This window comes from Nocardiopsis nanhaiensis (assembly GCF_054778635.1).
In genome coordinates, this window is sequence record NZ_BAAGZJ010000021.1 from 74,048 (window position 1) to 94,363 (window position 20,316).

The 20,316-nt window shown below is 69.7% G+C and carries 18 protein-coding genes; 14 read left to right on the forward strand and 4 right to left on the reverse strand.

Going from position 1 to position 20,316, the window contains the following annotated elements:
- Positions 1–231: 231 nt before the first annotated feature.
- From trxA to ACYVD1_RS12760, 12 genes are all read left to right on the forward strand, one after another.
- Positions 232–606: a thioredoxin gene (gene trxA, locus ACYVD1_RS12705; protein ID WP_460754533.1), complete on the forward strand. Its 375-nt coding sequence runs from the start codon at positions 232–234 to the stop codon at positions 604–606.
- 179 nt (positions 607–785) lie between these two features.
- On the forward strand, positions 786–2,183 hold the full coding sequence (locus tag ACYVD1_RS12710; protein WP_460771722.1) for a hypothetical protein: 1,398 nt from the start codon (positions 786–788) through the stop codon (positions 2,181–2,183).
- Between the two features lie 227 nt (positions 2,184–2,410).
- Positions 2,411–4,444 carry a hypothetical protein gene (locus ACYVD1_RS12715; protein ID WP_460771724.1) on the forward strand — a complete coding sequence of 678 codons (2,034 nt, stop codon included), beginning with the start codon at positions 2,411–2,413 and terminating at the stop codon, positions 4,442–4,444.
- 253 nt (positions 4,445–4,697) lie between these two features.
- Positions 4,698–6,596: a hypothetical protein gene (locus tag ACYVD1_RS12720; RefSeq protein ID WP_460771726.1), complete on the forward strand. Its 1,899-nt coding sequence runs from the start codon at positions 4,698–4,700 to the stop codon at positions 6,594–6,596.
- Positions 6,597–6,725: 129 nt separating this feature from the next.
- Positions 6,726–8,741, forward strand: a complete 2,016-nt coding sequence (locus ACYVD1_RS12725; protein ID WP_460771728.1) for a hypothetical protein — start codon at positions 6,726–6,728, stop codon at positions 8,739–8,741.
- A gap of 184 nt (positions 8,742–8,925) precedes the next feature.
- The gene (pstB, locus tag ACYVD1_RS12730; protein WP_460771730.1) at positions 8,926–9,798 is read left to right on the forward strand and encodes a phosphate ABC transporter ATP-binding protein PstB; all 873 of its coding nucleotides are present in this window, start codon (positions 8,926–8,928) and stop codon (positions 9,796–9,798) included.
- A gap of 50 nt (positions 9,799–9,848) precedes the next feature.
- Positions 9,849–10,643, forward strand: a complete 795-nt coding sequence (locus ACYVD1_RS12735; protein WP_460771733.1) for a winged helix-turn-helix transcriptional regulator — start codon at positions 9,849–9,851, stop codon at positions 10,641–10,643.
- A gap of 392 nt (positions 10,644–11,035) precedes the next feature.
- The gene (pstS, locus tag ACYVD1_RS12740; RefSeq protein ID WP_460771736.1) at positions 11,036–12,211 is read left to right on the forward strand and encodes a phosphate ABC transporter substrate-binding protein PstS; all 1,176 of its coding nucleotides are present in this window, start codon (positions 11,036–11,038) and stop codon (positions 12,209–12,211) included.
- A 154-nt stretch (positions 12,212–12,365) separates the two neighbouring features.
- The gene (gene pstC, locus ACYVD1_RS12745) at positions 12,366–13,370 is read left to right on the forward strand and encodes a phosphate ABC transporter permease subunit PstC (RefSeq protein ID WP_460771740.1); all 1,005 of its coding nucleotides are present in this window, start codon (positions 12,366–12,368) and stop codon (positions 13,368–13,370) included.
- Positions 13,367–14,272: a phosphate ABC transporter permease PstA gene (gene pstA, locus ACYVD1_RS12750; protein WP_460771742.1), complete on the forward strand. Its 906-nt coding sequence runs from the start codon at positions 13,367–13,369 to the stop codon at positions 14,270–14,272. Before pstC ends, pstA begins: the two co-directional genes overlap by 4 nt.
- A 235-nt stretch (positions 14,273–14,507) precedes the next feature.
- A complete protein-coding gene (locus ACYVD1_RS12755; protein WP_460754568.1) occupies positions 14,508–14,726 on the forward strand; it encodes an EF-hand domain-containing protein in 219 nt (72 codons plus the stop codon).
- Positions 14,727–14,731: 5 nt separating this feature from the next.
- Positions 14,732–15,358 (forward strand): HAD-IA family hydrolase, encoded by a 627-nt coding sequence (locus ACYVD1_RS12760; RefSeq protein ID WP_460771745.1) that lies wholly within the window; start codon positions 14,732–14,734, stop codon positions 15,356–15,358.
- A 30-nt stretch (positions 15,359–15,388) separates the two neighbouring features.
- On the opposite strand, the gene ACYVD1_RS12765 is transcribed toward ACYVD1_RS12760, so the two are convergent.
- Positions 15,389–16,099, reverse strand: coding sequence for a spermine/spermidine synthase domain-containing protein (locus ACYVD1_RS12765; protein ID WP_460771748.1), 711 nt, complete (start codon positions 16,097–16,099; stop codon positions 15,389–15,391).
- 131 nt (positions 16,100–16,230) lie between these two features.
- Here ACYVD1_RS12765 and ACYVD1_RS12770 point away from each other — a divergent pair, with 131 nt between their 5' ends.
- On the forward strand, positions 16,231–16,647 hold the full coding sequence (locus ACYVD1_RS12770) for a DoxX family protein (RefSeq protein WP_460771750.1): 417 nt from the start codon (positions 16,231–16,233) through the stop codon (positions 16,645–16,647).
- Between the two features lie 50 nt (positions 16,648–16,697).
- On the opposite strand, the gene ACYVD1_RS12775 is transcribed toward ACYVD1_RS12770, so the two are convergent.
- Positions 16,698–17,267 (reverse strand): hypothetical protein, encoded by a 570-nt coding sequence (locus ACYVD1_RS12775; protein WP_460771760.1) that lies wholly within the window; start codon positions 17,265–17,267, stop codon positions 16,698–16,700.
- A gap of 57 nt (positions 17,268–17,324) precedes the next feature.
- Here ACYVD1_RS12775 and ACYVD1_RS12780 point away from each other — a divergent pair, with 57 nt between their 5' ends.
- On the forward strand, positions 17,325–18,812 hold the full coding sequence (locus ACYVD1_RS12780; protein WP_460771752.1) for a cellulase family glycosylhydrolase: 1,488 nt from the start codon (positions 17,325–17,327) through the stop codon (positions 18,810–18,812).
- 127 nt (positions 18,813–18,939) lie between these two features.
- Here the strand turns inward: ACYVD1_RS12780 and hisG are convergent, their stop codons facing one another.
- Entirely contained in the window at positions 18,940–19,794 is an 855-nt protein-coding gene (gene hisG, locus ACYVD1_RS12785) for an ATP phosphoribosyltransferase (RefSeq protein ID WP_460771755.1), read from the reverse strand.
- Positions 19,795–19,883: 89 nt separating this feature from the next.
- Positions 19,884–20,147 (reverse strand): phosphoribosyl-ATP diphosphatase, encoded by a 264-nt coding sequence (locus ACYVD1_RS12790; RefSeq protein WP_014913038.1) that lies wholly within the window; start codon positions 20,145–20,147, stop codon positions 19,884–19,886.
- Positions 20,148–20,316 lie beyond the last annotated feature (169 nt).

Sequence of the window (20,316 nt, forward strand, 5' to 3'; positions counted from 1 at the left end):
AGGTCATGGCAGTGAACCCGTGCCCCTCGAGCTGACACTAGCCGCGTTCGGATTTTCCTCCCAAACAGGTATTCAACACGTGTTGTGTCGGAAACCAGCACTTGGCCGGGGCCCGAAGCACCCCTGAGGCATGTGGAACAAACGAGTGGGCACGACCGCTGTAGCACCCAGGAGGATGGCAGTTGGCCACCGGTCGACACCAACAAGACGAACGAAGAGGCAGGAGACCACGTGTCCACCGTCGAACTCACCAAAGACAACTTCGCCGAGACGCTGAAGGACAACGAATTCGTCCTCATCGACTTCTGGGCGGACTGGTGCGGACCCTGCCGTCAGTTCGCCCCGGTATTCGAGACTTCCTCGGACAAGCACACCGACATCGTGCATGCCAAGGTCGACACCGAGGCGCAGCGTGAGCTCGCGTTCGAGTTCAAGATCCAGTCCATCCCGACCCTGATGATCGTGCGGGACCAGACGGTCATCTACAACGAGCCGGGCGCACTCCCCGCCGAGGCCCTGGAAAGCCTGATCACCCAGGCGCGGGAGCTGGACATGGAGGAAGTCAAGAACAAGATCGCCGAGCAGGGCGACGACGCCCAGCAGTAGAGCGGTACCCAGACTTCGACCGCCCCGGCGGACGCCCCGGCAGGGGCGCCGTCGGGGCGTTCGCGTTCCGGAACCCGGAACCAGCCGCACCACCGCGAACGACGGCGCGCACGACAGTGGCGCGCTCGGTCTAGGGCGCACTCCCGAGACGCTGGACACGCGGTGCCAGAATCGGTGGCATGTCTCTCCCGCCCCGGAGCGACGGGCGCTACCCCGGTCGCCCGGACCATCACACGACCCCGTCCAGCCGCGCGCCTCAGGCAACGTTCGAGATCCGGACCACAAGACGGTTCGCATGGTTCTCCGCGGCCCTCAAGGCCTTCCCGGTCAGCCTCATCCTCGGCATCGCCGGGGCGGTACTGGCGATACTCGTGCTGGAAGCGGCCCTGCCGCCGGATGTGCTCGTCCCTGTGGGCCTCGCCGCGGGCGCCGCCTGCGCGGTGTTCTTCCACCTCGGGCTCATGATCGCCACCGTGCCGCGGTACTGGGCGAAGCAGGGAGTGCGGGTGGACGGCGACGGCATCCAGCTGTACCGGGAACGGAAGTGGTGGTTGGACGGCACCAGCGCACGCGTCGGCTGGGACGACATCCACCACATCGACTCGAGCAGCACCCAGTCGAGCTTCGACTTGACCAGGAAGAACCGTGTCTCCGTCGTCGAGATCCATCTGCACCGGACGGACCAGGGCCTGCGCCTGCCCGCTTGGGGCCGACTGCTGGCGGAGGGCGAACGGAGATGGGGCGTCACCGCCGCGCACCGGTCGGCGCTGGTACTCAACATGAACGGTATCGGCCACCGGTACTCCCTGTTGGAGCACCTGCGCCGAACCGTTCCGGACCTCTGCCGTGACCGGGCGGTCGAACCGGCCGCCCGGGCGCAGGAGGCCCTTCAGGCGCAGGGGGTCCGGCAACGGCGGGAGGACGGCCAAGGACAGGGAGCCCGTCCGCAGCCGGCACACCCGCGGGACCACGGTCGGGACCACCGGACCGGTCGGCCGACGCGAGCCGCGCACCCCGCGCGCACCACCACCGCATGGATCAGTCTGCGCCTGAACCGGATCGGCGTGTGGGCGATCGGCGCGGCGATGCTGCTGGGCTCCTGGGTCCTCATCGTGCTCGGCGTCCGCGTAGCCCTCACGGGCCATGTACCCTTCGCCGTCACCGTCTTCTTCCTGGCCCTGGTCACCGTGCCGCTGAGCTTCTGGTCCCTGCGGTCCCTGCCCCGCTGCCTGGTCCGCCAGGGGATCGAGGTGGACGGCTCGGGCATCACCCTGGTCCAGGAGCCCTTCCTGTGGTGCGCGAGGCGCACCGCGCACCTGCCCTGGACCGAGGTCCGCGTGGTCCGGGAGGAGAAGGTGAGCGGGAACAGCCGGCTCGTCCACGTGTTCATGCACCACCCGGACGCGCTTTCCACGGCCCCGACCTGGTGTTTCCTCAGCAACCGGGCGGATCACAAGGCTCCGGCGAGCACCACCGATCCACTCACGCTGATCGTCGTCAGGGCACCGGACCGGTCGCTCATCCAGTTCTCCAAGGCGGCGCACGCGGCCCGGCCGGACCTGGTGGTCAGGGCGTGACGCCGGCCCCGAGGCGGGGCTCCTGCGGCAGGGGCGGGGCAGCTGAGTGCCAGACCCCCACCCCACCGACACCCCCTGGTGACCGGCGACATTCACTGTGTTAACTCAGGTGGCCGAGTGTGGCCGTACGCGCTCAGTGTGAAGGAAGCGATGCCAGAATTGGCGCCATGCTTCCCCCTCCTCAGGGTCACGGGGGCCAGCCCGGTCGCCCGAACCCCACTCCTCCCATGGGTCCCCCCGGACACGCGCCCGGCCAGTACGGCCCTCCGCCGACGCCGCAGCAGTACGGCACCGGCCCCCAGCACGGGGCGCCGTACGGCGCCCCGCCACCCCAGTACCCGCAGCACCAGCAGCGGTACGAGACACCTCCGCCCCAGTCGGCGCCGCCGTCCCCGTTCTGGGAGGACCTCGGCCGGGAACGGCGCGGCCTGTGGGGGTGCGGCGCCGTCGCGATCGTCCTGGTCCTCGCCTTGGCGCTGTTCACCGCCGCCCTCGTCGGCCGGGACGAAAGCGCGCTCGGGACCACGATCTTCCTCCTGGTGTTCGCCCTGCTATGCGCCTTCTTCCTGTTCCGCGCCGTCCCCAGGGTCACCACGGCACAGGGGATCGGTGTGGACGCCAGTGGGATCACCTTCGACCAGAAGGCCAAGTGGTGGTTCAAGGGCCGAACCCTGATCGTGCCCTGGCACGAGATCGTCGCGGTCAAGAACAGGGCGAGCTCGATCTCCTACTACCTCCGGCGCACCCCGCCCACGGAGCTCACCCCCACCTGGATCAACCACGTGGCAGAGGGGGCCGACAACCCCGAGAGCGAGGACTACAGCCCGCTGGCCCGGCTGGCCTTCCCCTCCGCGGGCGAGCAGCAGAACCGTTTGGTCGAGGCGGTCCGCGCCTGGCGCCCCGACCTCACCGCGGCGCCCCGGCCCACGTTCCACACCCCGGTGCCCGGACACCACGGCCCTCCCCAGGCCGGGTACCCGCAGGCGGCGGGCCACCCCCAAGCCGGTCATCCCTCCGCGGGTCAACCACAGGCACCGTTCGAGGTCCGCACGAAGAGACGGCTCGAATGGTTCGTGGGGCTGATCCCCGCCCTCTTCATGGGCCTCTTCATGGGCGCGCCGATCGTGATCCTGCTCCAGTCGGCCACCTCACCCGTCGACCTCGTCCCCCTGTCCGTGCCCGGGATCATCCTTCTGGCATCGCTCATCTACAGCTGGTTCATGGTCGTCACCATGCCCCAGTACTGGGCGAAGCAGGGCGTCCGGGTGGACGCGTACGGCATCCACATGTTCCGGGAACGGAAGTGGTGGTTCCACGGCGACAGCGCGCACGTCGGCTGGCACGACATCCACCACCTCGACACCAACCACTACAAGAGCGGCAAGACCAGCACCCACACCCTCGAGATCCATCTGCACCGGCTGGACCACGAACTGCGCCTGCCCTCCTGGGCCCGGCTCCTCATGCCGGGCCAGAGCAAATGGCGGGCCACCGCCTCTCACCGACCGGCCCTGGTGCTCAATCTGAGCAACCTCGGTATCCGGCGCCCCCTGACGAGCCACCTGCGCCAAGCACGCCCGGACCTGTTCCGCGAGCAGGTGGCCGAGCGGGCCGTCCAGCAGCACGACGCCCGCCAACAGCAGGCGCACTGGCATGCCCAGCAGTACGGCCGGGCCCCGCACGCCCCCCACCCCGCGCACGTCCCCGCTGACTGGATCAGCCTCCGCATGTTCCGGACCGGTACGTGGGCGCTCGGCGCCGCGATCCTCCTGTACTTCTGGAGCGTGATCGGGTTCGGGGTCTTCACATCCGTCTTGGGCGAGGTTCCGGACACTGTGGGCGGCATCATCGTGCTCGCCCTACTCACCGTCCCGCTCAGCCTGTGGTCCCTAAGGGCCATGCCCCGCTGCCTCGCCCAGCAGGGAATCAACGTGGACGGTGCGGGCGTCACCCTGGTCCAGGAGCCCTTCCTGTGGTTCGAGGGACGCACCGCCCACCTGCCCTGGACCGGGATCCGCATGGTGCGGGAGGAGAAGGTCGCCAATACCGACAGCCGACTTCTCCACGTGTTCATGCACTACCCCGACGCGCTGTCCACGGCCCCCAACTGGTGCGAACTCGACAACCGCGCGAACGACAAAGCCCCCGCGAGCCCCAACGCACCGCTCACCCGGGTCACCGTCAGGGCACCGGCCAAGCAGCGCATCCGGTTCTCCAAAACGGTCTACGCGGCCCGGCCGGACCTGGTGGTCACGGTCTGAGACCGCAACCGGCCCCTAGCCACTCCCTCCAGATCGGCCAAGCATGTACCCACCCCACCAAGGGCCCGGTGGACCGTACGGCCACCCGCACCCCGGCGCCCAGCCTCCGCCTCCGCAGTCGCCTCCGCCGGGGCAGCTCCCGCCGGGACCCGCACCAGGTCACCCCTATGGCGGACCGCCGTCGCCTCCGCCACCGCCGCTGTGGGTGGCGCTGGGGAGCGACAACCGTACCGTCTTGGGTTGCGGTTCCGCGGTGGCCGTCGTCCTCCTCCTCGTCGCCCTGAGCGTGGCGGTCCTGGACGGAACGCTCGCGGCGATCATCGCCGGCGTTCTGCTGTGCGCCTTCCTGGGCCTCGCCTTCGTCCTCCTGTATGCCTTGCCCTGGGCGTACACCGAACAGGGGGTGGGTGTCGATACCGGCGGCGTGTCCTTCGTCCAGAAACCGAAGTGGTGGATCCGAAGGCGCACAATGCGTGTGCCCTGGCACGAGGTCGTATGGATCTCCGACGGCGACGGGGCCGATGATCCGAGCCTGGTACCGGGAACGGTTTCCCTGTACCTACACCGCACCCCGCCGAAGGAGCAGGCGCCGACCTGGCTCGGGCACGTCGCCGAGGGGGCCGACGATCCCGAACTCCCGGCGTTCAGCCCCCTTCCGCGCGTGCACGTGACGCTGGATCAGGACGAGATCAAGCAGCTCGTAGCCGCGTTCCGGGGACACCGCCCACACCTGGTCGGCCAGGGCAGCCCGACACACATCCCCGGGCCGGGAGGCCCCGCGAACGGCCCGGGGGCCCACCCCGCACCGGGTGCTCCCGGCGTACCGGGCCAGGCGCCGAAGAACGCACCCGGAACGGCCACAGTCGACTACGGCGGGTCCCAGACCTTCGACTGGGTGCTGCGGACGGTGCTCTCGGTGACCTACTTCCTGATGGCGACCGGGCTCGGTATCTACCTCGGACTGGATGCCGCCGCGAGTGACGGCGGTCTCGTGCTCCCCCTGGTCTTCCTCCCCCTGCTGATCATGGCCGCCGGCGCCTTCGTCATGGTCCAGGTCTCGTCGGCGCCACGGGCGCTGACCCCGCAGGGCGTCCACGTGGACGCCTACGGCATCAGCATCTACCGCAACCCGAAATGGTGGTTCAACGGCGAGCGGGCCCACGTCGGCTGGCAGGACGTCCACCACTTCGACTCGCGCACGGTGGGGAGCCGCCGGCATGCCGTCCTCGAAATCAGCGTCCACCTGCACCGCACCACCCGCGAGATGCGACTGCCCCCATGGGCGCGGCTGGTGATGGCCGGCGAGACCAAGTGGCGCTTCACCGCCCCCCACCACCCGGTCCTCCTCCTGCGCCTGCGCGGGGGCCGGAAGGCCGAGGACCTGCTGAAGATTCTGCGCATGGCCCGCCCCGACCTCTCCGTCGAGAGGCTCGAGAAGCAGCACGCCCGAGAAAAGGACGCACGGGCCCACCACCACGCACAACAAGCGCGCAGACAGCAGGGGCCGGGGCGGCAGGGCCCGGGGCAGCAGGGGTTCCCAGGGGCACAGAACCGGCCGTGGGCCGACCCAGCGCACGCACCCACCCTGTGGATGAACCTGCGCCACGAGACCCTGCGCGCATGGTTGATGGGCGCCGTGCCCCTGGCCTTCCTGTGGTGCGCGTGGGCCTACAACCTCCTCGAATTCACCCTCTCCGGCTCGGGGGAGGCCTTGGGATACGTCATCGGGCTCGGGCTCGCCGGCACTGTCTTCAGCATCGTGTCGATCCGGATCATGCCGAACCGCCTGGCACACCAAGGGATCTCCGTGGACGGATACGGCATCACCCTGGTCCAGGGCCCCTTCCTGTGGTCCAGCGGCAGCACCGCCCACCTTCCCTGGGGACAGATCCTCTTGGTCAGAGAGGACACACCCCGCATCGCCGGCTCCAACGCGGGCCGACACCGGCTCAGCGCCTTTATGCACCACCCCGACCTGCTCACCTCAGTCCCCCACTGGTGTGAGCTCGAGCAGAGGGAGATAGGAGAGCCCCCCGCCACCGCCCACCAGCCGCTCACGCGGGTCCGGCTCGACATCCGGGAACCGCTGCAGAAGCGGGTGACCGAGGCGGTCCGCGCCATCCGCCCCGACCTGATCGACAACCGGACCTGATCAGCAAGGTGTAGGCCCTCTCGGTACCCGTCGGCGCCGACCGGCGCGGTCAGTGGGGGTGCGGGTCGGACGTGACCGGATGCGGCCTCGGCGGCCAACGGACCCGCCGTCTCTGCTTCACTGTGCTGCGTGCATTCCCCCACCAGTGAACAGCAGGCCTGGCTCGACCTGCGCGGTATACGCCGCGGGCTGTGGGGCGTCGGCCTGGTCGCCGCCGTCCTCACTTTCGCCATCTCGCTCACCACCCTCCTGGCCTCTGCCGGAGCCGAGTTCGAGGACCTCCTCCGCAACGCTGTGGTCTGTGCTGCCGCGCTGGTAGTAGTCCTGGTGCTGCTCTGGTCACTGCCGCGGGCACTCACCGCGCAGGGCATCGCCGTAGGCCCGGAAGGTGTCGACTTCATCCAGCGACCGCTGTGGTGGTTCCGCGGCCGCAAGCTCTCGGTGCCCTGGCGCAAGTCCCGGGGCTTCCGGTTCGAGCCGCCCCCCAACACCCGCGGAACCGTGGTCGGTGAGGGCAGCATCCAGCACTTCACGGCGTACTTGTACCGAACCCCGCCAGCGCACGTCCTGCCCTCGTGGCTGAGCCTCATCCCTGAGGGGGCGGGTGGCGCCGACTTCCCCCAAGTGCGCATCCCCCTGGCTCCGGAACAGCGCCGACCGCTGGTCGAGGCGCTCAGCACGCACTGCCCAGAAGGGCTTTTCGAGGGCGGCTCCGCCGTCCGTCCACAACCCCGGCAGGCTCACCCGATACCGCCGGGAACGCACACCCAGCCCGGGCCCCCTGCCCCCTCCGGACACACCCCGCCCGGGCACGCCGGACACCCCGTCCCTCCCTCGGATACGTCTGCCCCCGCGCCCGTTCCCCCTCCGCCCACCCGTCCGGAACCCGGCACTGGTCCTCAGCACCCTGCCGTCACGGGATTCGTGAGCGCCCGCGAACGCCGCATCCGCACCTGGCGCTATGGGTTCCTGGCGGCCACCGGCGCGTTCGTACTCACGGGACTGCTCCCGCTCCGCATGGTCCTCGACGACATCACCGCGGGCAGGGACCGGATCCTGGCCGCGGAGCTCGTCCTGCCGCTGCTGGGTATCGGTGCCGCCGCACTGGTGGTCATGTGCGTGCTGGTCGCCTACCTGCCCCAGTTCTCGACCGTCCAAGGGGTCCAGGTGGGCCCCAACGGGATCTCCGTACTCAAGGAGCGCCGGTGGTGGTTCCGAGGCCACCAGGCGTTCGTCGCCTGGCACGACATCCACCACATAGCCTCAAGCAGTCGCAGTAACGGGGAGCGCCACCGCGGCATCGCGGAGGTGCACCTGCACCGGGCCGACCACGAGATGCGGCTGCCGCGGTGGGCACCGCTGGTCATGGCCGGCCGGAACAGGTGGGGATGCTCCGCGCCCCGGCCCCTGCTGCTCATCGACATGCTCACCCCCGCACGTGCCAGAGAGCTTTTCGAACTGCTGCGCCGGGCACGCCCCGACCTGCTCGACGCCGCCGTGGCCGAACGCGCCGACACACAGCGCTGGTCCGGCCCGGAGGCCCGGCAGCCCGTCCAGACGCCGGACCGGTTCGCGCCGGACCCCGCATGGGTTGACGTTCGCCCGCGCCGGGCCCTGGGGTGGGCGTTCGCGCTGTTCATCGCCGGATCCGGCACCTGGCAGGGCGCCCGGGTGGCGGCAGCGGACCTGGCGGGCACGGGCCCCGGAGCGCCGATCCCGTTCTACGTCCTCAGCACTGCCCTGCTCCTGCTGCTCTGGGCGGGGGTGTGCTGGAGCGCGCCGCGCTTCTTCACGGTCCAAGGGGCCTCGGTCGACAACGCCGGGATCACCCTGGTCCAGGAACCCCTGCTGTGGTTCGAGGGCCGCACGCTCTTCCTGTCCTGGGACGACGTGCGTATGGCCCGGACCGCCAGTGTCCGCGGGACCAAGGCGAACTCGGAGAAGAAGGTGGTCCTCATCTTCCTCCACGGACCGGACATGGTCACGCACACGCCGACTTGGTGCACCTTCTCGCCCTACGAGGACACCGAGTCACCCGCCTCCGTCGAGCACCCGCTCACCCGGATCACCGTCTCGATCGGCTGGAACACCGGGGCGCTGGCCACGGCGCTCCGCGGGATGCGTCCCGACCTCGTACCGATGTGACCGCCTCCGGACGGGGCGACACCGGAAGGTCACCGGGGGCTTCCCACTCCACCGCCCACGTTCACCTTGACCACGGGGTTCGTTCACCCCCGCTTCACATGGACATATTTGCATGGGTACCGACCGCGCTCCGCGGGTTCGCCCCGCGGGACCACCGAACTCCGTCCGACCCGGAAGTGGCCCCATGTCTGTCAGCAACACCGCTACCCCGCGCGGCACCGAGTCCGGCCGCGGGATCGCCCCCGACACCGTCCGGTACAACCGCGAGGTCCCCGACCTCGGCACCCCCGTCTTCGACATCTCCGACCTGTCGATCATCTACGGGACCAACCGAGCCGTGCGCGACGTCGGCCTGAAGGTGGGCCCGCAGCAGATCACCGCGATGATCGGCCCGTCCGGCTGCGGAAAGAGCACGGTCCTGCGCACGCTCAACCGGATGAACGACCTCATCCCGGGTGCGCGGGTCGAGGGGAAGGTGACCTACCACGGCGAGGACCTGTACGCCCCCGAGGTGGATCCGATCGAGGTCCGCCGCCGGATCGGCATGGTCTTCCAGAAGCCCAACCCATTTCCCAAGTCCATCTACGACAACGTCGCCTATGGCCCCCGGATCAACGGTTCGCGCGCCAACATGGACGACCTGGTCGAGGAGACCCTGACCAAGGCCGCCCTGTGGGACGAGGTCAAGGACAAGCTGAAGGAGAGCGCCTTCGCCCTCTCCGGCGGCCAGCAGCAGCGCCTGTGCATCGCGCGCACCATCGCGGTGAACCCCGAGGTCATCCTCATGGACGAGCCCTGTTCGGCGCTCGACCCGATTGCCACGCTCAAGATCGAAGACCTGATGTACGAGCTGGCGGCCGAGTTCACGATCGTCATCGTCACCCACAACATGCAGCAGGCGGCGCGCGTCTCGGACCGCACCGCCTTCTTCACCGCCGCCGTGGACGACGCCGGGGACCGCTACGGAAGCCTCGTCGAGTACGACGAGACGGCGACGATCTTCAGCAAGCCCGCCGACCAGCGCACCGAGGACTACATTTCCGGACGCTTCGGATAACAACGCCCCGCGTTCCACCCGGCCATCCCCTCGACGAAGTGGACCCGCCCATGCCCGCGCCCACCCCTTCCTCAACCGTTCCCCCGCCTTCGGGCGCGCCGGACGACGAGGTGCGGGTGGAGCGGGTGGACCGGGCGGAGGGTCCGCTTCGGGTCCTGCTGGTGGAACCGGAGTCCGAGCAGTCGCATCAGCTCGTGCTCTCGCTGAGCGGCCACGACGTGGACATCACGGTCTGCGTGGACGGCGCCGAGGCGCTGCTCCGCGTGGGGTTGATGCGCCCGGACACCTTGCTGACCAGCGCGGCGCCGTCTGAGGTGGACCTGGAGACGCTGGTGCGGGTGACCCGGAGGGCGACGGATATCCCCATCCTCATCGGGGTCGGTCCGGGCGACTCCCAACGGGCGATGCGCGCGCTCTCAGCGGGGGCGACCGCGTGCGTGAACCGCCCCTACCGGATCCCCGAACTGGCGGCGCTGCTGCGGGGCTCGCTGCCGGGCCCGGACGGAACTCCGGCCGTGGTTCCCGGTGCGCCGTCGGCGCTGCGTTCGGGCGACCTGGAACTGGACGCGCTCGGCCACCGGCTGTTCGTGGACGGGCAGCCGGTCGACCTGGCACTGCGGGAGTTCGGGATCATGGACTTCCTGCTCAGGCACAGCGGCAGAGTGGTCAGCCGCGAGGAGCTGTGGACCGAGGTCTGGCGCAAGCCCCTCCCCCCGGTGAACAACACGATCGCCGTGCACATCCGCCGCCTCCGGCACAAACTCGGTGATTCTGAGGCCAACCCCCGATTCATCCACACGGTCCGCGGCATCGGTTACCGGCTGGACACCACGAACGGCGGGTAGGCGGCACCCAGGGAAGAAACAGAAACCTCCAGGAGGGCCCTCCGAAAAATCCGGAGAGGCTCACCGTTCATGTTTCCGTCACTTTTTTCCATGGCTCATGTCCGGGTGAACCGACGAGAAATCGGATGCGTCATCTTCCCGACGCCCGAACATCCGCGACGCGACCGACAGCCCGGTCATAACCGCAGTTCAGGGCAGATTCCCTCCGCTCACCCGATACCACGGACACCATCACGCACCGCGCCCGTTATTGAATAGTGACATTCATTCACCCGTCATTCATCCGCCTTCTACCCAACGGCCGCTATTTCGATGACGCAGCGACTTTCTACGCGCCTAGTGTCGTTTTACGTCAGCCCCGACAGCGGTGATTCAACGAGGAGAACTACGACATGCGCAACGGGCGTTCCAAGCTCGCCGTTCTGGCGGCCATCCCCCTGCTCGCGGCCGCGTGCAGCAACGGTGGCGGGGAGACCAATGACGCGAACGGCGGCGCCGATCTCAGCGGCTCGCTGACCGGCGCCGGCGCCAGCTTCCCGGACCCTCTGTTCCAGGACTGGATGCACACCTACTCCAACGATGTCCAGCCGGGCATCAGCATCAACTACCAGAGTGTCGGCTCCGGAGCCGGCATCGAGCAGTTCCTCGAGCAGACGGTCGACTTCGGCTCGTCCGAGCGCTACCTCACCGACGAGGACCTGGAGACCGCATCGGAGGCCCGCGGCTGCGAAGCCATCCAGTTCCCCGTCGTGTTCGGTTCGGTCGTCATCGCCTTCGACAACCCGGACCTGGAGGGCCTGGTCCTGGACGCCGAGGCGATCGCGGGCATCTTCTCCGGTGAGATCGACACCTACACGGACCCGGCGATCGAGGAACTCAACCCGGACATGGACCTGCCCGACGACGGGATCGTCCCGGTGCACCGCTCCGACAGCTCCGGCACCACCGAGGTGTTCACCCACTACCTCAGCCACGAGGTCGACTGGTGGGCGGACGAGTACGGCAGCGGCAGCGAGATCGACTGGGCAGACGGCCTGGTCGGCGGTCAGCAGAACGACGGTGTCGCCCAGGGCATCAGCCAGAACCCGGGCGGCGTGGGCTACGTGAACCAGGCCTACGTGGACGAGGCCGGCCTGGCCTCGGCCACCGTCATCAATGCCGACGGCGAACCGATCGAGCCGACCCTGGAGTCCACCACCGCCGCCTCCGAGGAGGCGGACATCCCCGAAGACTTCCGCTTCAGCATCGACGACATCGGCGGTGAGGGCTACCCGATCGCCGGCACCAACTGGATCTTCACCTACACCTGCGGCTACGACGACGAGACCGCGGACGCGCTCATCGACTTCTGGACCTGGGCCCTGGAGGACGAGGAAGCCAACGAGGTCGTCGCGGAGCTCGGCTACGCCCCGCTGAGCGACGAGCTCAAGGAGCGCGTGCTGACCGAGATCGAGCGCACCAACTCCGAGAACGGCGCCGGTGACGGCGCTGACGACGGTGAAGCCGACGAAGGCGACGCGGACGGCGACGACGCCGACGGGGACGCAGAGAACGACACCGACGAGTAACACCCCACCGGGGTCGGGGCCCGCCCCGACCCCGTTCCCTTCCGCCCGGGCCCGGCCCCGGGTCCGGGCGTGCCCGGCGGAACAGCGAGCCGCCACGCGTCGCCCGGCGCACCGCTCTCCGACTCCCACGAAAGCCATCAAGAGGAGACGCACCATGTCCACTGAGGCCCCCGAGGCCCCGGCCCCGGAGGAACCCCGGCGGGGCACGCTGAGTTCCAGCAAGGGGCGCTTCGCCGACCCGATCTTCAAGTGGGCCGTCGCGGCCTGCGGAACGATCGTGCTGGTCATCCTGGCGCTGATGGTCATCCGGACCACCTCCGAGGCCTGGCCCGTCTTCGCCAAGGAGGGCTTCTTCGGCTTCCTGTTCGGCGAAGAGTGGCAGACCGGGAACTCCCGGACCGAGATCACCGGCACCTACGGTGCCTGGCCGTTCATCTACGGCACCCTGGTCACCTCGGCCATCGCCATCGTCATCGCGCTGCCGCTGGCGATCATGGTCGCCTTCTACATCACGCACCTGGCCCCGCGCCGCCTGGCCAAGCCGCTCTCCTACACGGTGGAGCTGCTCGCCGCGGTGCCGAGCGTCATCTTCGGCCTCTGGGGCCTGCACTGGTTCCTACCGAACGTCCTGCGCCCCTTCTTCGAGGTCCTCGAGAGCGTCCTCGGCTGGGTCTTCCTCTTCGAGGGACCGATCCGGGGCGTCGGCTACCTGGCCGCCGGGATCGTGCTGGCCATCATGATCCTGCCGATCATGACCGCCATCATCCGCGAGGTCATCGCGGTCCACCCGATCGACCAGCGCATGGCCGCCTACGCGCTCGGATCCACCCGCTGGGAGGTCATGCGCAAGGTGGTCCTCCCCGCCAGCTTCTCCGGGATCGTCGCCGCGGCCATGCTGGGCCTGGGCCGCGCGCTGGGAGAGACCATCGCGGTCCTGATGCTGATCGGCGGCTCCCAGTCCTGGGGGGCGAGCCTGTTCGGGACGGGCAGCAGCATGGCCTCGCACATCGCCGCGACCTTCGGTGAGGCAACGCCGGAGGCCAGGACCGGGCTGATGGCGATCGGTGTCGCCCTCTTCCTGGTCACGATGATCGTCAATATCCTCGCCCGTATCATCGTCTGGCGCCTGGGGCGCATGACGGGAGACGCCGCCGTATGAGCACCACAACCGCCCCACCACGCCGCCCCGCCCCGTTGAGCGAGCGCCCTCCGGGGTCCGCGTACCGGCGCTTCAAGGACCGGTCGGCGACCGTGGCCCTGACCGCGGCCATGGTCATCGCCATGATCCCGCTGGTCCTGATCATCTTCGAGGTGACCCGTCGGGGCATCGGCGTGGTCAACCTGGACTTCATCACCCAGACCGAGCCGCCGCCCCGGCGCGACGGCGGCGGCTACGCGGCCGGGTTCTTCGGAACGCTGTACATCATGGCGCTGGCCGTCTTGATGTCCATCCCGTTCGGCATCGCTACGGCCGTCTACATCGTCGAGTACGGCCCGAACCGGATGACCTCGGCGATCCGGTTCTTCACCGACGTGATGACCGGTATCCCGTCGATCTTCGTGGGCCTGTTCGTGTACGGGCTGCTGGTGATCGGCTGGGGCGGTCTGGGCTTCGGTACCTTCGCAGGCGCGGTGGCGATCGCCGTTATGATGCTGCCGATCGTCACCCGGTCCGCGGAGGAGATGCTCCGGCTCGTCCCCAATGAGATTCGCAACGCCAGCTACGGTTTGGGCGCCCGCAAGTGGCAGACGATCGTGCACACGGTCCTGCCCGCTGCCGCTCCCGGCCTGACCACCGGCTCGATGCTGGCCGTGGCCCGAGGCATCGGTGAGACCGCCCCGCTGCTGCTGACCGCCTTCGGGTCCGGCCTGGTTGTCACCTCCCTTCAGGGCGACCCGCAGGGCGCGGTCCCGATGCAGCTGTACCGGGGCGCCGCCCAGCCCTTCGAGGCCGGTATCGACCGCGCCTGGGGCGCCGCACTCTGCCTCTTCGTACTGGTGCTGGCGTTCACCGTGGTGGCCCGCTGGATCGGGTCGAAGGCGGCCACCAGCACCCACTGACGGGCCAAAGGACCAACTGTCGCCACAGAGGGGCCGCACGCGGGGCGTGCGGCCCCTCGGCCGTTGTCACCGCTGTCCAGGCGGGCCCGGCGATGTGGCGCTCCTCAATACGGCGGGCCTACCGGGCCACCTCTCCGGACCCGGCTTCCGTACACCACTGGCCCGCACGCGCGGCCACCGGTAGCCTGGCGCGAGCCCGTTCCCCCTCCCCAGCAGACCCGGAGTGTGACCCCCGATGGCCGAGACCGCCGACTACGCCGCCACCTTCGCCCTCGTCGACACCGACGGCGACGGTCTCATCTCCGCGCAGGAGCTGGCGTCACTGATGCGCAACCTGGGTGACCAGACCACCGACGAACAGGCCGCCGACGTGGTGCGGGCGATGGACAGCGACGGCGACCACCGGATCTCGCTGGACGAGTTCGCCCGCTACATGTCCCAGAACCAGGGCTGACCCCCGTGGGCGCGCAGAACGGTGCACCGCGTGCCCTCCTCTGCGACGTGGACGGGGTCCTGCGGCTGTGGCCGCCCGAAGCGATGACCAGCGCCGACCTCGCCCACGGCCTGCCCGAGGGCACCCTGGCCGGCACGGCCTTCCACCCGGACCACCTGCTGCCCGCGATCACCGGCCAGGTCACCGACGAGGAGTGGCGCGAGGGAATCGCGGCCGCACTGGCCGACCGCTGCGGAGGCCCCGTTCGGGGCCGGTCCCTGGTCGCGGCGTGGACGAACGTGCCGGGAACGGTGGAGCACGAGGTCGCGGAGCTGCTGACCGCCGCCCGAGATCACGTGCCCGTGGTCCTGGTGTCCAATGCCACCACCCGGCTGGAGTCGGACCTGGCTGCCCTGGGCCTGGCCGACCTGGCCGCGGACGCGGTCAACACGTCCCGGGTGGGCGTGGCCAAACCGGACCCCCGGGTCTACCGGATCGCGGCCGAGCGCGCGGGTGCCGCCCCAGGGGAGTGCGCGTTCGTGGACGACAGTGCTGCCAACGTGGCGGCCGCCCGTGAACTCGGCATGGCGGGGGTGCACCACCGCGGCCCCGCCGACCTGCGGGCGGCCTTGGAACGGTGGGGGCTGGCCTGAGCAACACCCCGGCCAGCCTCCCGTTGGCCTCTAGAGGGGGGTTGAGGCGAGGTAGACCGTGTCCGGGACTCCCCTGGCGACCACCACCTCCACGACCTCCACCGACGCGAAGCGGGACCTGAGCAGGTCCTCGAAGCTGTCGACGGCGTTGGCACTCCAAAAAGAGAGCACCCCGCCGGGCTTCAGCAGGCGGATGAGCTGTTCCAGGCCAGCCGCCTCGTACAGGCGGTTGTTGTTCTCCACCACGGTCCAGTCGGGGCCGTTGTCGGTGTCCAGGCAGATGACGTCGTAACGGCTCGGTTTCGCGGCCCCGGACGCGCCCTCCAGCCACGCAACGATGTCGGCGTTGTGGACGAGGCAGCGGGGGTCGTGGTGGACGTAGTCGGCGGCCTCGCCCAGTTCGCCGTCGTGCCAGGCGATCACGTGGGGTTCGAGCTCCACGACGTCCACGCGGGACACCTGGGGGTGGTCGAGCGCCTCGCGGGCGGAGAAGCCCACGCCGAGACCGCCGATCAGTACGCGGGCGTGCGAGCGGCCAGAGGGGAGCCCGGCCAGGCTCGCGCGCACCATCTCCCGTTCCGAGGTCCCGTCCCGGGTATCCATGAGGAAGAGGCCGTTGGAGTAGATCTCGTAGTGCGCGCCCTCCCGGCGCAACACCAAGTCGCCGCCGGTCTCCCCGGTCACCCGGGCCAGGGTGACCGACTCACCTTCGGGGGCGAGTTCCTGCGTTCGCTGGTTCATGTCCCTCATTGTGCCTTCGACCGATCCCGCTCGCGTGGTGTTCGGCCCGGTGCGCATTCCGACGGGCCGGTACGAGGGCACTTCCTTACTGGTGAGTAAGTTATGGGGCGAGCACCGCGAAAGGAGACCGGATGAACCCCCTGAAGAGCACGAAGTTGGACAGAGTACGCAAGGCAGCGCCGCTCGCGCTCGGCGGCGCCTTCGTGGGCGCCGGAGTGCTGCACTTCCTCAAGCCGAAGCCGTTCGAAGCGATCATGCCCCGGCAGCTGCCCGAACCCCGCGCGTGGGTCTACGGCAGCGGTGTCGCCGAACTCGCCTGCGGCGTGGGATTGCTCACCCGCCGCGGGTGGGCGAGACCGGCCAGTGCCGCGCTGCTCCTGGCGGTGTGGCCCGCCAACATCCAGATGGCTCTCGACTCCGGCTCGGGACGGCTGCCGTCGGTGGCCGACAACAAGGTGCTGGCCTGGGGGCGGGTTCCCCTGCAGATCCCCCTGATCTGGGCCGCGCTCCAGTCACGCCCGCGCGGGAGCGAGAACTCCTCGAAGTGACCCGGCTCCGGTTCCGGGGAGCACCCGGAACCGGCCCCAGGCCCCGCTGCTCAGGCCCCGCCGGTGGCCTCCACCGGTTCCGGCCGCTGGTCGGGGGCGGTGAACCGGTGGGCGAGCGCCACGGGCAGCGCGCACAGCCACCCCGCACAGGCCGCCCAGAGCAGGCCGCTGAGCACGCCCGCGAAGGCGAAGCCGAAGAGGACCAGCGGCCCCACACCGATGGCCGCCGCCGCAGCGGCCGCGCGCAGCGCGTTGGCGAGCACGAGTCCCAGCAGGATCCCGGCCCAGGCGGACAGCAGAACCCGCCAGGCGTTGGCCTCGGGACGGCGCCGCACGGCCCGGTGCACCCACCAGGCGGCGACGGCCGCCAGGAGCACGACGGCGACGAGCTCGACCACCAGGTTCCAGCCGGGCTGGCCCACGAAGGAGACCAGGCGCAGCCGGGGAAAGGCGAAGGGCACTCCCAAGGAGGTGGGCAGCATCAGCCATGCGGCACGGGAGCCGAGCCAGGTGACGAAGGCCGCGCTACCGAAGAGCAGGCAGGGGAGGAGGGCGGAAACAGCGGTAGCCGTGGCGGCAACGGGGGGACGGTTATTGCGAATATCATTCACGTTTTGCATCATAGTGACCTAGATCTCCTCGGCACAGCCCCGTCTTCCCCCATCCCCAGGAGCGAGATGCGGCGCACCGGCAAGCGCAGACTCGTCACGGCCCTCCTGTCCGTCCTCGTTCTGGTGCTCGGCGGCCTCATCGCCAGCGTCACCCGGAACGACCCCGGCCCCACCAGGTACATCACCGACGACCAGGGGCGGGCGCTCTTCCTGCACGGCTTCAACACCTCCGGCTCCGCCAAGAGCGACCCGGACCGGCTGCCCTGGATCACCGAAGAGGACGTCCAGACCGAGTACGACACCATGGGCACCAACTTCGTTCGCCTCCTCATCCAGTGGCAGGCCCTGGAACCCGAAGAGGGCGTCTACGACGAGGAGTACCTGGACGCGGTCGCCGAGCGCGTCGGCTGGTACGCGGACCGCGGCTACCACGTGCTCCTGGACATGCACCAGGACCTCTACGGCCGTTACACCAGCCCCGAGGAGCACTCCGGCAACGGCGCACCCGAGTGGGCCACCCACAACGACGGGCTGGGCGTGGAGAGCAACGAGATGTGGGAGCTCGTGTACCTGGAACCCGGGGTGATGCGGGCCTTCGACCACTTCTGGGGCACCACCGGCGAGTACCCCGACCTGATGGACTCCTACGCTGACGCCTGGGGCCGCGTCGCCGAACGCTTCTCCGGCGAACCCGCGGTGATCGGCTACGACCTCATGAACGAGCCCTTCGGCGGCAGCCTCCAAGGCACCGACTTCGAGGCCGGACCCCTCGCCGAGCTCTACCGCCTCTCCATGGCGCGGATCCGCGAGTCCGACCAGGACACCTGGATCTTCGTGGAGGGGCAGGCCGTCGGCGTGAACTGGGGACTGCCGTCGGCCCTGCCGCACCTCGACGACCCCCGCGAGGGGCGGCCCCGGATCGTCTACGCCCCGCACATGTACGCGTTGCCCATGGACCTGGGCCAGCCCTACGAGGGCGACGCCATGGGGCAGGTCGACACGAGCGTCGACGCGTGGTCGCACAGCGTCCAGGTCGTGGGCGAACGGCTGGAGGCACCGATCGTGCTGGGCGAGTTCGGCCTGGACATGTCCGGAGCGGGCGCGCCGGAGTTCGTCGATCGGATGCTGGAGGAGACCGAGGCGATGTCCACGGGGCGGGCGTACTGGTCCAACGACCACGACGGCTGGGGGCCCTGGGAGGAGCGGGAAGGGGACGACGGGGAGCTCACCCCCGGTCCGCTGGCGGACGTGATGAACCGTGCCCATCCCCGCGCGGTCGCCGGGGAGCCGGTGGACCTGGGTTACGACACCGGGGAGGCCGAACTCCGGGTGCGCTACACCGAGCGCGCTGAGGTGTCCGGGGCCACCGAGCTGTACCTGCCCGGGGACACCTTCGGCGACGGGCCCGGAAAAGGGTTCGAGCTCACCGTGGACACTCCGTCCGGTGACGGGGGGTGGACCGCGGACTGGGACGGCGAGCTGCGGGTCCTCCACGTCACCGTGGCGGGGGCCGCTGACGGCGACGAGACCACACTGACCGTCACTCCCGACTGACGCCGACGGTCGCGCCCCCGTACGGGGCCGGAACGGGCGGGCCGCGTCACATATGGCCGGGGCCACGGGGCCGGTCGACCGGCCCCGTGGCCCCTACAGGCGGGTGATTCCTACAAGCTGGTGGCCCCTACAGGCGGCAGGCGTAGATGTCGGTGACCAGGATGGCGCGGGCGCCGAGCTCCCACAGGTCGTCCATGATCCGCTGGGCCTCCTTGCGGGGCACCATCGAGCGGACCGCGACCCAGCCCTCGCGGTGCAGGGGGGAGACCGTCGGTCCCTCCATGCCCGGCGTGAGAGCGGCCGCCCCATCGAGCTTCTCGGCGTGCACGTCGTAATCCATCATCACGTAGTCGCGCGCCACCAGGACGCCGCGCAGGCGGCGGAGCAGGAGGTCGATCTGCTGGTCCTCCGGGGCGCCCGTCGGCCGGATGACCACGGCCTCCGAGACCAGGATCGGGTCGCCGAAGGTCTCCATTCCCGCGTTGCGCAGGGTGGTCCCGGTGGAGACGACGTCGGCCACCGCGTCGGCCACGCCGAGCTGTACCGAACTCTCCACGGCCCCGTCCAGGTGGATGACCCGCGCGTCCACGCCCTGCTCGTCGAGGTAGGAGCGGAGGAGCCCGTCGAAGGACGTGGCGATGCGCTTGCCGTTGAGGTCGGCGAGCTTCATCCGGTCGCCGCCCGGGGCGGCGAAGCGGAAGGTGGACCCGCCGAAGCCCAGCGGGAGGACCTCGTCCACCGGGGCACCGGAGTCCAGCAGCATGTCGCGGCCGGTGATCCCGGCTTGGAGGATGCCCTCGCCGACGTAGACGGCGATGTCCTTCGGGCGGAGGAAGAAGAACTCGGTGCTGTTGTCCGGGTCGACCAGGACGAGGTCGCGGCTGCTCTTGCGCTGCCGGTACCCGGCCTCGCGCAGCATCTGGACGGCGGGGTCGGACAGCTGGCCCTTGTTGGGCACGGCGATCCTGAGCATGTCGGGCATGTGTGGGTTCCTTTGTCGCTCTGGCGTGTTCGGGGACGTCTGGCGGGCCGGTGCGCTACAGCGCTTCCGCGTGACCGCGGGGCACCGGCCTAAAGATGCTTGTAGACGTCCTCGAGGCGCAGGCCTCGAGCCAGCATCAGAACCTGGAGGTGGTAGAGGAGCTGCGAGATCTCTTCGGCGGCCTGCTCATCCGACTCGTACTCGGCGGCCATCCAGACCTCGGCGGCCTCCTCGACGACCTTCTTGCCGATGGCATGGACGCCCGCGTCGAGTTGGGCGACGGTCCCGGACCCCTCGGGGCGGGAGCGTGCCTTCTCGGACAGCTCGGCGAACAGCTCTTCGAAGGTCTTCATGGTGTCTTTCCTCGACCGACAGTGCGCTACCAGACTAGGGCATGTTCGGCGGACACATACCCTGCTGCGCGTCGCCCCAGCGGCACTGTCACCGCGCATCTCTCAGTCGACAGCCAAACCCGGGCGGGCCCCCGCTGTGCGATGCTGCCGAGCTTGCGAGGCAGCGCAC